Here is a 13,683-nt window from a genome sequence, read left to right as displayed (position 1 = left end):
CTGGGTGCCCCGGCGCCCGCTTTTTGCTGGGGTTACGCCAGATTTGCCATAGGGTTGGTCAGCGTGGACGATCTGCGGCCGTCGCCACTCGGCGGCCGGTTCAGATGACTACTCACAGACTATAGGGGGAAGAGATGCGGACACTCGTCATTGTGTCGAGCTTGATTACCTTGATGGCCACGGCAGCCGTTGCGGGACCTTCGCCTGCCGACAAGTGCGAAGCCAGCAAAAACAAGCTTGCGGGACAGTACTACTCGTGCCGCGAGAAGGCCGAAGCAGTGGCGATCAGCACCGCCGGCACGCCGGACTACAGCGCCTGCACGACGAAGTTCGGCGCCAAGTGGGACAGCGCCGAGGGCAACGGCGGAGGGATGTGTCCCGACAACGTGGCGACCGCGCAGATGGACAGTTACATTGCCGCACAAACGGCCGCGACGGCGGCCATTCTGTCCGGAGCGAAGAACATCCCGACGTGCGGCGACGGCGTTGTCAACGCCGTAGGCGAGCACTGCGATGGCTCCGATCTCGACGGCTACAGCTGCTCGTCGTTCGGCTACATCGTTGGTCAGCTTGCCTGTACCGGCACCTGCGACTTCAACGCGAGCGCATGCAACAACATCTGCCCTGGCGAGGTTTACGCCGGCGCATGCTTCTTTCTCGGCGCGGCTGGCGATAGTTGCGACGACGCGTGTGGCGCCCAGGGGATGAGCTTCGACAACGCGACCATCACTGTCGCGGGGTCCGGTGGTACCGATGTTGCGTGCCAACAGCTGCTCGACGACCTCGGCGCACCGGGAACCGGGCTGGACTTCCCGAGCGACCCGAACTGCGGCCTCGGCGTTGGGTGCTCGTACCAACTACCGTCGTTGCGTGGTCGTTGCACGGTTCCCGCCACGACCTCGTCTGCGGGTACAGGCGGCGTAGCCCGGATCTGCGCGTGCCACTGAGGCGAAGGGCCTGATCGCGGGACGCGCAATCCGCGATTGGTCAGCGATCGAGGACGGGGGCGGAGCCGAACGGGGCAGGTCGATGGGACGGAAATCCGCCTCGAATCGGCCGTTTCACCGGGAATCTTGCTCGTCCGGCGGCATGGGCTATAAGGCTCGGCTCCGGGCCGCCCGACGGCAGCCCCTCCCTCGGCACGCTGACGTAGCTCAGTTGGTAGAGCAGCTGATTCGTAATCAGCAGGTCCCCGGTTCGAGTCCGGGCGTCAGCTCCATGAAATCAACTAGTTAGGCTCACGTTGCGGTAGTTTCTCCCGACTGCGGCATCAGGGCGGCATCAGAGACCGGAAATCGTGCCCCCCGCTGTTGGCTGTCGGACTACCGCCTCTTCTTCAAGGGAAAGTCACGGCAGCGGACCGCGGATCTCGCGTACCGAAAGGCACGGCAGAAGTTGCCGTCCATAAAAAGGGCAGCCGAGCGTAGGGGTGCGATGCCAATCCTGCCGGCGTGGAGTCGGCTGCGTGCTTCTCTTTCCACTCGACGAGCACAAGTGGCTTGTCGTGTGTCCGCCCGATGTGTTTCATTCCCCCGTCCCCCAATCCACATGGATCTAACCACACAGCGGAACATGGCGATTGGCGCAGCGGTGATCGCCATCGCCCTGGCAGCATTCTTCGCATTTCGGCCGGTCGAGTCTGATTGCCAGCAGGCAGCTCGGATTAGGTGCCCCGGACCTAGCGGTACTCTCGACACCGAGTGCTACGCGGACGACCTGTTCCGTTGCGCGCGGCGAAGTCCGTAGGCTTCTCAAACTAAGACACCACCGAGCGTAGTTGCGGAGTTGCCGCGCTAGAAATGGCGGGGAGACCCCTACGGATTCTCGCCCTAGGCGTACCCTTCGCGAATCCAGCGCAGCACCGGCGGACCGAGGAAGAACAGAGCAACGTAGGCGAGAAACGGGGGAAGGGGGCTAACTACGACCACCGTGAGCAGCGACGTACTCATGCCAGAGCAAGTCTCTCTCCATTGCGACGCCCAGTTGTAGACCGTTCTTACCGGGCAATGCTCCGTCTCGGCGAACCGCGGCGCAACGACCGCCCAAGTACACGCACAGACCAGAAACAGACGATGGGGGCCGTCGAGGCAGCTTTTTGTCAACCACTCGATGACTGCGCGCCGTCGGCTTTGATCTTGAAGCAAGCCCGCCGCCGCAGACGCGACGCCCACGAACAGGACCACTAGGATAGGCTTGGCCGAGTCAGAGCCGGGGAAGGAATCCTGCGCGACGAGCCGGGCAAGCGAGATAGCGAAGAGGATCAGGACGCATCTTCACACAAAGTGCGCGGAGCCTTTTGGTGGCCACGACTCGAGCGCTGGATCCGCTCGCCGTTCGTTCGATGTTTGAGGCGCGGTCTGCTCGCGACTTCTTCGTGCTTCGGCGCTTTTGCACACACGTCGAAGAAAAGTCCGGCTCGCTGACCACAATCGCAGCATTTCGCCAATGTCATCCCTCCCTTCGATTCTCCGAAGCTCTCACTGGGGGCGGTCGGAAATTGAGACTAGGGCGTGCTGCGGACCGCGCGGACGTACCAAGGGTTTTGCGGGGCGCCGATGCCGGAAGTCCCGGACCATCCGCTCACTGCCCACACCGCGGCGTAAGGTTCGTCGGAGTCCACATCGTTAGTCCAGCATCCGCCCTGCGGTGACGGGAGAAACGCTGGATCGATCACGCAGGGGGGAGCGGGACAAAGAGGGACGACGATGCCTTGCAGTTCCTCCAGGGATGGTAGTCGCCAATCACAGTGCCCCGCGTAGCAGTGTCCAGTGTGCGGGTATAGCTGGTCATCCAGCTCAGCGAGGAAGTCCGTGAACACTGAGCCGTTTGGCTCCGGTTCCGCGCCGAAAGCGCCGCCCCACGAGTACAGATTATCGACATCGTGAGGCCCGCTGCTCTGCCCAGCGCCGGCGCCATCCTTCTTCTCCCATTCAAGGCCTGTTGAATGGTCGATGATGGTCGGGCCGGACGCATCGAACCGCTTAGCGAAAGAGCAGCCGCTCGTGTCGAGCAAGCAGTTCGGTGAGCAGACAAGCGTCCCTCCTATGGAGCCCTCGGTCACGCACGTCGCACCGGCGAGATTGTTTCCATCACACTCTTCTCCAGGATCGATAAGACCGTTACCGCACAGCGTGGTACATACGCCGCACTGCATCTCAATCGGTATGCCCACGGCGGCCTTGAGCACCGTCAGCGCATCCACGGCGGTTAGATTTCCGCTGTCATTGACATCGCCACAGAGAGGCTGAGCGGCCAGCGCGACTCGCGCAGAAAACAGTAGAGTGACGACGGCCCAAGCGCGAGTTGTTTTGCTCACGGGTCTGATGTTGTTCCGAAGGCTTCGCCAACGCCATTCCACATGAGTGTCGCGCGTCACGGCGGCGGGCCGACCGATCTTGCCACGGCCTCGATTTCAGCCAGCACCTCCGCGAGTTCGCGAGCAGCGTCGGCTCCTACTCGTCCCGTCAGGATCGCCGCAAGAAGGCGGTCGGCACGGTGAAGGAGGAAGGCGAGGTCGGACACAGCTTATTTCTCTGCTCGCTTCGTGGGCTTCGGCTTCCACTCACGCGCCAACTTCTGCGCCTCGGCAATCTGTTCGCGCGTCATGTTGGCCGCCACCGTGTCGCGACTTTTGCCGGCATCCGGGCGGCCCTTCGCGGCGGCAAGATTGTACCACTTGTGTGCCTGCACGTAGTCCTGTGGAACGCCTTTGCCCAGCGTGTATGTATCGCCGAGCAAGTCCATTGCGAGAGGGCTCCCTTGATCGGCGGCCTTGCGGAACCACTTCAGTGCCTCGGTGTAGTTTTGTGGTGTACCGTCACCACTAGCGCACGCGCTACCGAGCCCGAGTTGCGCGACCATGTTCCCTTGCTCGGCAGCCTTGCGATACCAGATCACCTCTTCAGCGTAGTCTTGAGGAACGCCGTGGCCGGTTCCGTACATCCCGCCAAGGTTAAGCTGTGCCACGGCGTTGCCGTGCTCCGCCGCCTTGCGAGTCCACTTCACCGCCTCGGCATAGTCCTGCGGCACACCATCGCCTTGCGCGTACATCCAACCGAGACTGGCCTGCGCATCCACACTCCCGCCCTCCGCGGCTTTGCGATACCACGTGACCGCTTTTTCAGCGTCTTGGGGAATGCCGATACCGTGGGCGTAAATGACGCCTAGAGTGTTCTGTGCTGCAGCGTCGCCGTGATCGGCTCGCGCCCGAACGGCGTCCAGCGGTTGATCGGCGGCAACGGGGGACGGCGCGCACCAGCTGAGCAGCGTCAAGAAGGCGGCGGTCGTCAGGCTTCGCGCTTCCATCGGACTAGGTTGCCAGACTGGCGGTAGCATGGCGACACCCGCGGTTGGCAAGAAGCTACGAGCTGGCGGCGACGCTCCGTTCTAACTCGGTGAACACCTCCCGCGCGGCTTCAGCCCCGGCCCGCCCGGATCTGCCGCATCGCCGCTAGAAAAGAGGCCATTGCCGCGGGGATAGCTGGCAGCGCGGCCTGAGGCTACGCGAGAGGTGTCGTTTTGGACAAATCGTGGCGCGCTCGTATCTCACGATATGCGTCAGGCGATCCATTGTTCCCCGCGCCGCTAACGTCTACGCGATAGCGTCATTGTTGGGTGCGAGCTACACTTTTGATAGGGCTTCCCATCTATGACGACGATGGCAGATTGGGTCTAGCGAAGTACGGATAAAAGTAGCGGCGGCCGTCGTGAATAGGCTCGACGGCGTATTTTCAACAGAACGCACAGCGCGCAGCGTCACGCAATCTAGAGTCCATGAAACACCAAAACGCAAAAGCCAAAAACGGAGTTCGGACACTCCAGTTGAAGTCATGGAAAGACTTTGATCGCGCAATAGAAGACTTGGAAACTGAGATCCCAGGTCACGACATAGTCTGGCGAGGTCAGCGGCTCGCCAGTTGGTCCTTGGAATCTAGTCTGGATCGGCTCGCACGCACGCTTGGTCTGCAGCAGGACGCAGACCTCCGCGACAGACATCGAAGCGAATTTCTGTATGCCATTCGCGGACGTCGCGGGGAGAATCCGGTTGAGCTAAAGGCTGAACAGGATGTCTTTGCGCTCGGCCAACACCAGGGCCTTGTGACGCCGCTCGTTGACTGGACCGCAGCGCCATTTGCCGCGCTGTTTTTCGCCTTCGCCGAGGATCACGTCAAAGGGGAGAGAACGCATAGGGCGGTATTTGGGCTCGACCGCACTGTGGTGGAGGAATATTGCAACGCAAAATTCAAAACCAACCCCGCTCCCCAACTTCAATTCTACCGCCCGATCACGAACGACAATCCCAGGTTGGTCAGTCAGTGTGGATTGTTCACGTTGGCGCCCACCGGCAAAACCATCGAACAATGGCTGGCCGAGCATTTCAAAGGTGATTCGGTCCCAGTACTCACGAAGTACTCCATCCCCGGGACTGATCGTCCCGAGGTGCTAAAAGCCCTCCACAGGATGAACATCAATCATTTGTCCTTGTTCCCCGATCTCTACGGGGCCTCGATGTTCTGCAATCTCAGACTCGAACTCAGTCGATAACTCGCCGCAGCGGCTCACCCGCACTGCTGACCCATACCACGTGGCGCGAGACTTGGAATGAGGCCTCAAATGCATAGCGGCACGCGTCACCTCTCCACTTCCGCCAAATGTGAGGGACGGCTACACAACCGCCACCCGCAATTGCATCAATCAGAGACCGGGCGCGGCGCCTGAGCGCAGTTTCACACCGGCCGCGCCAGCGACCAACGGATGGTTAGGTATGGATTGGGAGATACCGCGGCAGGGGAATCGGACGCTATCTCGTCTGCCTGCTGCCTCAGTTTCGATCCTTAGTGGGGAGCAGCGTAGTGCGCGACTCCCCACTAGGGATTGAGACTATGCGTTCACTTGCGAACTAGTAGTTCTCAACAAGTCGCAACTCACGGATCTTCTCTTCGTTGAAGGAAGGATACATCAGCCGCAGCTGTTCAAACATCATATCTGCGTCAAGTTGGCCTGGCGCAGTAGGCTGTCCAATGTATGCATACGTGAGCAGCGATCCGAGCGCCGGTAGGAATACGCGCGTGAGAACTCCGAGCGCCCCCATACCAATGATCGCGACATTCGAGTGAGCCCTACTAAGGGTCAGACGCGCGAGGGTTTGGACATCCTCCATGGTCTGCACCATGGTCGCGACTTTGACCACATCGGCGCCAGCAGCCTTGGCCTCATCCACAACAACCAAAAGCCGCTCAAGAGACGGTGTGGCCTCGAAGTCATGGAACGAAACCAAGGCCAACTTCCGATTCGCCGCCGCGAACTCGACTACGTCGTCGCGAATTTCCGCCGCGAGCTCAACATCGACCGCGTCCACCTCACCAATGATGGCCTGGAACAGGCGAAGCCGCTCGGTCGAAGACTTACGGTACCGTCCGCCTTGATCTCCGGTGCGGATCGTCGCGATCGTCGGCAAACGACGGAACTTCCCCACTTGGGCAAGGACGTAGCTTTCTTCGTGGGACGAGAACTGGTCGATTCGGAGCTCGGCGATATCAACGCCGTGGTCGAAGGCCGCCCGCGCCGTCTCGGCGGACACGGTATCGGTGAAACCAACAACAAGTCGAGGTGTGCCGTTGAGCACAACAGGCCCCAAGGCCGGGTGCTTGACCTTCTCGATTTTCATGACTGGTGAAGATCTCCTTTCTTTCCGGTCGCCGTCACTGCCGGCATGCAATAACAAGGCCAACCCGACGAAATTCGGGCCTTGCTGCGTCCGTCTGACGTTTCCCCTCACTGACATGTTCAGCCCGAAAGAACCACAGGCTGAAGACTTCCCCACCCCCGGGCGACGGCGGCATTAGATGCAAGGCCACCCATGCCATGTCAATTGATATCGAGGCGCTAACGGGTTTTTCATCGCTCCTTCCCCGAAATTTGCCCCCGCTACGACCGTCGGACCTATGATTCAGGCTACCGGAGAATCGCCGTCAGAGCGACGCCCTCTCCCCTTCAACTCGATTCGAGGCCGGGGGGCAGGACGGTCATCACGGATGGTCAGGGGCTCATCTGCGCCCCCCAGGCCGCCATTCGGATGCGTACGCTGTACCCAACCCCCCAGGCTAATGACGGCGTTGGCGGCCACCCCTGGATTCCGAGATTCGGGAGTCCCGAGGCTCCCTTAAGCCGAGTATCGGAATACCCCCATGCCGCGAAACTGCGGAGGCCCGCCGTCTGGCTCAACCCGGTGCGGGCATCGTACTCTTGCTGCGCCGACGAACCCCCGACACAAGGGAAACGTCAGGCGGGAGGGGACCGACGATGGAAGATGTCACTCGCGATTCACAGCAACCCGACCAGTACCGGTGGACGCAGGTACTCTCTCGCCCCGTTGAAGCCTCTCCCCTACACAGCGACCGCTTCAGGTGCGACTCCCAGCGGGCGGCGTGCTCAAGCGTCACGTCACGCGTCGTTGCCGCTGCGGCGACCGGAGCCGGGCCTCTTCGTTGCGCTCCGGGCTCCAGTTCTCCTGCTCCCGCACGGCGGCCCGCACGGCCTCGACGCCTCCGCCGCTCGCGCGGTCGATCTCCCCTCGCAGGACGGCCAGCATCACGTCTTGGGGGCAGCCCTCGGGGACGCCGCACGCCGCGCGGAGCTCCTCGTGGGTCATCTGCTCGGGCTTCTTCCTCGAAGCGGGCTCAGGCTTCATGGTGACCACGAAGCGACAGGCATCGGGCTTGCTCTCCACGTTCCGGGCTCGATGACTGCTGTTCCGGTGTGGCCGCCTTTACGGTCTGGATGCCTTCGCGGGTCAGGTCGGCGACTCTCGCCTCCGTGAACGCGCGCAGCACGTCGTCTGGGCAGTCAGCTGGTATGCCGATCCGCGTGCACAATTCCGCGTCGGTCATGTCCTCAGCCTTCTTCCGCATCGCAGCCTCCTTCATGTTCGAGGCGGTCCAGGCGCCGAAGCTTGAGCATGACGTCGGCCAACGCCTGCGGATCACTAGAGCCGGCAAGGGCCGCAAGGCTCGGTGCGATCTGCGCCCACGTCGGCGCGGGAGGCTCGGTCGAGAGGCGCACCAGTTCCTCGCGTGGCGGGGGAGCCCAACGGAGGCGAGTCTTGCACCAGAAAATCATCGCCGTCACGTTCCCATCGGCCGTCGCGGCCCGGAAAAGCGACCGTGCGACGGCCGCGTTGGCGACGGCCATGCCCCGGTCCAGCTCCTCGCGGTAATGAAGCCGCAAGGTTTTCTCGCTGACGCCGATCAGGAGCCCGACCTGGGCTTGCGGGAGTCCGAGCCCGGAAGCCTCTTCGACTACTCGTCGCGTCTCGTCTGTGGGTTCATGCATCGGCCGTCACCTTCCCGAGTTTCCCGCCTATCAAAACGGGTATCTCCGCCATGCTACCCGTTCGTTTCTTTATCGTCGGTTCCGACACGCTCCGACATCGGCGCCATGTCGCTCGTGGCGGAGCTTGTCGGAGATCGCTGTTGAACTGTCCTGACAGGCGTCTGCCCGGATCGTCCGTCACCGACTCCGACACGACGCCCGCCACTCTTTAGGGTGGCGGGGCTGTCGGGGTTGTCGGAGCGCCCGCGGCCGGTGACGGAGCGCCGTTGAGCCCTGTCGAATCGGATCATGGGGACACCTTCGCCGAAGGTGTGCGGTAAAAGCCCGTCGCTGGTCGCAGGACGCGACCGAGCCCGAATTGTTTGTCGAGCGCCCGCTCGATAGTGCGCTCGCTCGGGGCCTTGCCAGATTCGGAGAGACGGCGGGAGACGGCAGCCACTAGGTCTTTGCGCGCTACCCGCTCGCCGGCAGCATCGAGCACGTCGAGGATTGCACGCTCGGCTCGGGATACCTCGGCGAAGCCGTCAGCGTCGGGCGCCAGCTTGAAGCCGCCATCCCCATCGCGCATCAGCCGGACAGGGCCGTCGCCCCCGAGCCGGTTCTTCTCGATGGTGAGGACGTAGACGGCAGAGTCCGGGTCCGCTCCCTGGTCCGTGTTCGCGCGCCCGAATGTGACGACGACAGAGGCGGAAGCACCGATAGCGGAAGAGCCGCGGTAGCCCGTGTGATTGTTCTTCGACTGATGCGTGACGACTAAGAGCGCGCAATGCGCCTCGCGCGCAACTATGTCGAAGTCCTCCATAACCCGAGACATTTCTGAGCTCTTGTTTTCGTCTTCGACGCACGTCGCACGCGCCAGCGTGTCCACGACGATCAGCGCCACGCCGAGTCTTTGTGCTTCTGCGGCGACTACCTGCGGATCGAAGGGCGCGTAAGCATCGTTTACAAAAAGATTACTGACGTTTGAGAGGTCGTCTCCGCAGACAAGTTTCCAACGGGGTATGCGGTAGGCGCCGGGTGTCTCGTAGTCGAAGTAGATCACCGCAGCGCCATTGGGTGGACCTCGGAAGCCGCAAAACTCGCCGCCCGTCGCGACGGCAACAGCGATACCTCGCGCGAACGTCGTCTTTCCCGCTCCGGGTTGGCCCGCTAGCACCGTCGTGGCGCCGCGGAAGAGAAGATCGCCCCAGAGCACGTCCTCGGGCTTTACCGGGTCGTCGGGCAAGGCGGAGAGTGGGATCAACGCATAGGGTCCAGATCCTGCCTTCGTGCACACACGGCCACCTTCTTCGTGACCGATACGGGCGGCCCGAAAGTCGTCGCTCGGTCCAGGGAATTGCCACTCGTGCGTTGAGTCCTGCGAGCTTTCGCCGGAATCGAAGAACCGACCGGCGATGCTCGCCCACGGTGGCGCGTCCGTATCGGTCGGCGACGCTGTATCCTCCCACGGGCATCCGTTCAGCATCGTCACGCAGGCTCCTCGGCGAGTCGCTCGGCGTCGCGATCGAGTCGCTCCGCGCGTTCCCGCTCCGCGTTCGCCGTAGACGCCAGCTCGCTTGCCCGGTCGGTGAGACCCATCCGCCAGACAATGCCGGCAGCCTCGGCGTCCATGTCGGCGAGTCGCTCAGCACGCCCCGCCTCCGCGGCGAGCAGGGTTAGACGCCGCGCACGAAGCCTCGCGGTCCGTCGTCGCAGATCGTCCAGTGCCACGAGACGACGTAAGCGCGACGGGACCGGCTGCTTGGGGTCGATGCCAGCCTCGCTCGCTAGTTCCGCCAGGGCTTCCCGCGGCGAACAGCCACGAACAGCCCGCACGAGGTCGATGGCGTCTCCGTGAGCCCCACAGGCGAAACAGTGCCAACGGTGATCGCGAACGCTGAAGGCTTGGGAGGTGTGCGAGGTTCCGCAGATAGGGCAGGGGCCGCGCCCGCGGACCAACTTGACGCCAAGGCTTGCAGCTAGCCTATCGATGGGCACAGCTTCACGGACGGCGAGCGCCGTCTCGGCAAAAGTCGCGACAGCTCTCACTGCGAACGGCCCGCGTCGCCTTCGGGCTCGATGGCGTGCCTCGCAAGCCATGACTCGAAATCTTCGACTCGGTAGTAGCAGCGAGTCGAAATCTTCAGATATCGAGGCCCGCGTTTCTGCCAGCGCCACTGGCGAAGCCGAGGTTCGCTGAAGCCAAAGCGAGCGGCTGCATCCGCGGAGGAGAGAAGGTCAGGTGAAGGGTTCATCGTGCCTCCGTCGAGCGACGCTTCAAGACGTCGTTCGACGCTGGCAGACTATTCGGTAGGGCCTCGGCGCCCGTCACCCGGAACTCAGATAACTCGCTGATAGATCGGTCAGTGTTGGGCCTGTGCCCATCTCTCGATCGCCCTGAGTGTCGGAATTTGGGTTCCAGGGTGCGCCTTCTTCACCTCAATGAAGAACTGGCGTGCGAACTGGCCAAACTCGCCGTGGATGAGGGCACCGTGCTCTCGATCACGGGCCGCTCTCGGGCGCCGCTCGCCCGTAAGATCGCGGTAGATTTCGGCTAGCAAACGAAGGGTTCGTGCCGTGGCTCTGTCCGCGGGACGGTGTGCCGGTCGGCGTCCGAGTGCGGCCATCTTGAAGGTTTGCATCGCGTAGTGCGCGCGAAAAGCTGCGGCTGCGATGGATCGCGCTGCTTCCTCGTCCAGAGCCTCGCTATCGACAAGTTGAAGAGCGTACTTGGGCCTAGGCGGAGGCGGATGCCCGCTTGGAAAATCGAAGGCCTCATCGGGAAGGCGATCCATCGCGGCCTCGTCTCTGCCCCATTGCTGGAGGAAGCCGGCATGGTCATCGTCGGCGAGTGCATCCCTCATCGCTACGCGAAGTCCGAGCCGGGCGTTCGTCAGCGATATGGGTTTCCGTCTGGTCTTCACCTCGCCGAGGATGTCAGCGACTCGCTCGGCGGATCGCTGAAGGCTGTGCAGCGCCTCACCGCACTGAACGAAGGTTCGATGGGGGCCGCTCCCGCGTGCGTGTACGTAGGCATCGGCCACCATAGAGTCCAGGTGACGGTGCAGGTTCCAATGCCATCGTGGACTCAACGTTGGCACCGTATTCACGGCCCACCGCCAGTTGAGGATGGCAGAAGCGGGAACGTCGAGAGTCCTCATGATGCGCTTGAACGCGGCGCGATCGAGAACAAGCGGAGGTTTGGGCCAAGGAGGCCGCACGCAGCGCTACTTCTTGGCCGCCCGTCGCTGCTTGACCTTGGTGTTGGCCTGAGCGCGGGTCCGATGCGCGGAGAGCTGCGCCACTGCGGCTCGCTGCTCGCTCTCGATCAGGTGCGCGTAACGCTGCGTCGTCGCCGCGCTGGCATGGCCGAGGAGCTTCCCCGTCTGATGAAGTGTCAGACCTGCGCTGATGGCACGGGCGCCGAAAGTGTGTCGAAGATCGTGAATTCTGACGTCCGTGAGTTTCGCGGCTTCGCGGATGCGTCGCCATGGATGTTCTAAATCGCCGACCGGCTTCTTTGGGCTTCGAGGACTAGGAAACACGAAGAACGAAGTCTTGGGCTGCGCGCGTAGGAGCGCTACGGCCTTCGGCGAGAGATAGACGGTTCGCGCTCCGGTTTTGCTGTCCGCGAGGTCCAGCGCCGCGCGCTTCAGATCCACCTCTGACCATTTGAGACTGCGGACCTCGCCGAGACGGCAGCCGGTGTGTAGCAAAAGGCTCAGGGCGGCGACAACGCACGGCGCCTCGTCTGACTTGGCCAACTGCTTCCACAGCTCAGCCTCTTCCTTGTCGGAGAGTGGCCGTGTCACCTTGCGCTCCGGGTAGCGTGCTGCGTGCTTGCACGGATTGGCCTTTCCTTCGGTTTCCCCCCACGCCTCGGCTTTGGTCATGATCTCGGAGAGTAAAGCGAGACAGCGATTGAAGGCCGTTGGCTTGTCGGCCATCGAGTCGTGCAGGCGTTCGACATCGGCGCGAGTGATATCGCGCAGCTTTAGGTCACCAAGGGCGGGTAGCAGGTGAAGACGAAGGTTGAGCCGGTCATTTCGTAGCGAGCTGTCCTTCTTCTTCGGTTTGGCATGGCGCGTGATCCAGCGCTCGGAGAAGGCGCTGAACGTCTCGGCCTTTCGTTCTTGCGCCTTGTTCTCGGCCGGGTCCTCCCCGCGACCGACAGCGGCGCGCTTCTGTTCGGCGTTCTCCCGGGCCGTTTCCACAGACACGAGCGGGAACTCGCCCAGGCTGATTCGCCGGATCGCCCCCGTTCGGTTGCGGTACTGGAAGATGAACGCGCGGCGCCCGGTGGCGTAGACGCGCACTCCGAAACCGCGCACTACGCTGTCGAAGCGCTTGGTGTCACGTGAAGCGCCGGTTGGAGCTGGGAGAGCCTCGACGGATCTCTTGGTGAGCCTGACGGTATGGCGCTTCTGTGGTGTGTCGCTCAAGGTGGCCTCCGAGGTCAAGAACCCAGTGAGGCATCAATGCGGCATCAAGCGGGCAAAGACAAGGGGAGACGCACACAGATTGCGCTAGGCGCGAATCTGCAGGAAAATAGGCCGAACCTAGCGGGTTTTGTGTCTCGCCTTGTCGCGGTGTATCGCCCGACGATAGGACATCCTGAGATTCGTAATCAGCAGGTCCCCGGTTCGAATCCGGGCGTCAGCTCCAGCAAAATCAAAAACTTACGGACTGCCAGCTTGCGCCGTCGCGGGGCGCTACCGATGAGCTACCGATGCGCGGCGCCTTCCGGGTCGAAGAAAAGGCGGCTTTCGGTCGTAAGTCCCGTGAGAAGGCTAGGTACGGCATCACCTACTTCTGGTTCTGATCTGAAAACCCTGGCGTGCTCGCGCTGGCATGGGGATGGGGTCTGCAAATTCTTGAAGCTCAGACGCACCTGACGGAGCCGAGGTTATGCCGCGTCGATCCTCGCGAGAAACTAAAAAATCCTCGTTCCTTTTATGACCCACTCCGGGTTGAAAATATCCGTCATCGTCTTGATTGCGACCGAGGTGTCGCCAAACAGAGAGCCTGGGAACACAGGCGCAACGCGAGTGCCGTCTGGGTATCGCAATGCATCTATGAATAGCCGGATAAGATGAATCGGGTTTTGTCCTTTGTCTTCCTCCGCCCAAACAAACTGTCGTCCGATGTCGCGGATCGCACTGCCGTCGATCACAAAGAGATCCTTCCCCTCGTTGGCGAAACGCATCTCCGCGTAGTCAGGCTTGGCCAATCGTGCCGTCATCAACACGACCCGCATTGCCGCAGCCACACTCGTAGTTCCAGGCATCGCCGTGATGTCTAGCCGCATTACTCTGTTCTCGATGGTAATTGACATCACGATCCCGGCCGCCGAGGGGTCCTGATTTATGCGCT

14 protein-coding genes and 1 tRNA gene are annotated in these 13,683 nt (G+C 62.2%); 3 read left to right on the top strand and 12 right to left on the bottom strand.

Going from position 1 to position 13,683, the window contains the following annotated elements; translation table 11 throughout:
• Positions 1 to 173: 173 nt before the first annotated feature.
• Both VGK20_04075 and VGK20_04070 read left to right on the top strand, forming a co-directional pair.
• Positions 174 to 947: a hypothetical protein gene (locus VGK20_04075; protein ID HEY2773213.1), complete on the top strand. Its 774-nt coding sequence runs from the start codon at positions 174 to 176 to the stop codon at positions 945 to 947.
• A gap of 196 nt (positions 948 to 1,143) precedes the next feature.
• Positions 1,144 to 1,219 (top strand) — tRNA-Thr (locus VGK20_04070).
• Between the two features lie 1,284 nt (positions 1,220 to 2,503).
• Here the strand turns inward: VGK20_04070 and VGK20_04065 are convergent.
• The 3 genes from VGK20_04065 to VGK20_04055 form a co-directional block, all read right to left on the bottom strand.
• Positions 2,504 to 3,202 carry a DUF1566 domain-containing protein gene (locus VGK20_04065; GenBank protein HEY2773212.1) on the bottom strand — a complete coding sequence of 233 codons (699 nt, stop codon included), beginning with the start codon at positions 3,200 to 3,202 and terminating at the stop codon, positions 2,504 to 2,506.
• A 170-nt stretch (positions 3,203 to 3,372) separates the two neighbouring features.
• Positions 3,373 to 3,522, bottom strand: a complete 150-nt coding sequence (locus VGK20_04060) for a hypothetical protein (GenBank protein ID HEY2773211.1) — start codon at positions 3,520 to 3,522, stop codon at positions 3,373 to 3,375.
• Positions 3,523 to 3,525: 3 nt separating this feature from the next.
• Positions 3,526 to 4,305, bottom strand: a complete 780-nt coding sequence (locus VGK20_04055) for a tetratricopeptide repeat protein (protein HEY2773210.1) — start codon at positions 4,303 to 4,305, stop codon at positions 3,526 to 3,528.
• Between the two features lie 555 nt (positions 4,306 to 4,860).
• Here VGK20_04055 and VGK20_04050 point away from each other — a divergent pair.
• The gene (locus tag VGK20_04050) at positions 4,861 to 5,544 is read left to right on the top strand and encodes an FRG domain-containing protein (protein HEY2773209.1); all 684 of its coding nucleotides are present in this window, start codon (positions 4,861 to 4,863) and stop codon (positions 5,542 to 5,544) included.
• A 355-nt stretch (positions 5,545 to 5,899) separates the two neighbouring features.
• Here the strand turns inward: VGK20_04050 and aroD are convergent, their stop codons facing one another.
• The 9 genes from aroD to VGK20_04005 all read right to left on the bottom strand — a co-directional run.
• A complete protein-coding gene (gene aroD, locus VGK20_04045) occupies positions 5,900 to 6,667 on the bottom strand; it encodes a type I 3-dehydroquinate dehydratase (GenBank protein HEY2773208.1) in 768 nt (255 codons plus the stop codon).
• A 771-nt stretch (positions 6,668 to 7,438) separates the two neighbouring features.
• Positions 7,439 to 7,690, bottom strand: a complete 252-nt coding sequence (locus VGK20_04040) for a hypothetical protein (GenBank protein ID HEY2773207.1) — start codon at positions 7,688 to 7,690, stop codon at positions 7,439 to 7,441.
• On the bottom strand, positions 7,680 to 7,910 hold the full coding sequence (locus tag VGK20_04035; GenBank protein ID HEY2773206.1) for a hypothetical protein: 231 nt from the start codon (positions 7,908 to 7,910) through the stop codon (positions 7,680 to 7,682). The genes VGK20_04040 and VGK20_04035 overlap by 11 nt, the downstream gene beginning before the upstream one ends.
• Complete coding sequence (locus tag VGK20_04030) at positions 7,894 to 8,331, bottom strand: hypothetical protein (protein HEY2773205.1); 438 nt, start codon at positions 8,329 to 8,331, stop codon at positions 7,894 to 7,896. Before VGK20_04030 ends, VGK20_04035 begins: the two co-directional genes overlap by 17 nt.
• Before the next feature lie 286 nt (positions 8,332 to 8,617).
• Positions 8,618 to 9,796, bottom strand: coding sequence for an AAA family ATPase (locus tag VGK20_04025; GenBank protein ID HEY2773204.1), 1,179 nt, complete (start codon positions 9,794 to 9,796; stop codon positions 8,618 to 8,620).
• 2 nt (positions 9,797 to 9,798) lie between these two features.
• Complete coding sequence (locus VGK20_04020) at positions 9,799 to 9,942, bottom strand: hypothetical protein (protein ID HEY2773203.1); 144 nt, start codon at positions 9,940 to 9,942, stop codon at positions 9,799 to 9,801.
• 731 nt (positions 9,943 to 10,673) lie between these two features.
• On the bottom strand, positions 10,674 to 11,354 hold the full coding sequence (locus VGK20_04015; GenBank protein HEY2773202.1) for a hypothetical protein: 681 nt from the start codon (positions 11,352 to 11,354) through the stop codon (positions 10,674 to 10,676).
• A gap of 183 nt (positions 11,355 to 11,537) precedes the next feature.
• Positions 11,538 to 12,752, bottom strand: coding sequence for a site-specific integrase (locus VGK20_04010; GenBank protein ID HEY2773201.1), 1,215 nt, complete (start codon positions 12,750 to 12,752; stop codon positions 11,538 to 11,540).
• A gap of 491 nt (positions 12,753 to 13,243) precedes the next feature.
• Positions 13,244 to 13,683: hypothetical protein (locus VGK20_04005; GenBank protein HEY2773200.1), on the bottom strand; the 440-nt coding region annotated here is incomplete at its 5' end.

This window comes from Candidatus Binatia bacterium, assembly GCA_036493895.1.
In the GTDB taxonomy this organism is placed as follows: Bacteria; Desulfobacterota; Binatia; order UBA1149; family CAITLU01; genus DATNBU01.
Note: the sequence above shows the minus strand (reverse complement) of the source record. Positions and strands in the feature narration are given on the sequence as shown.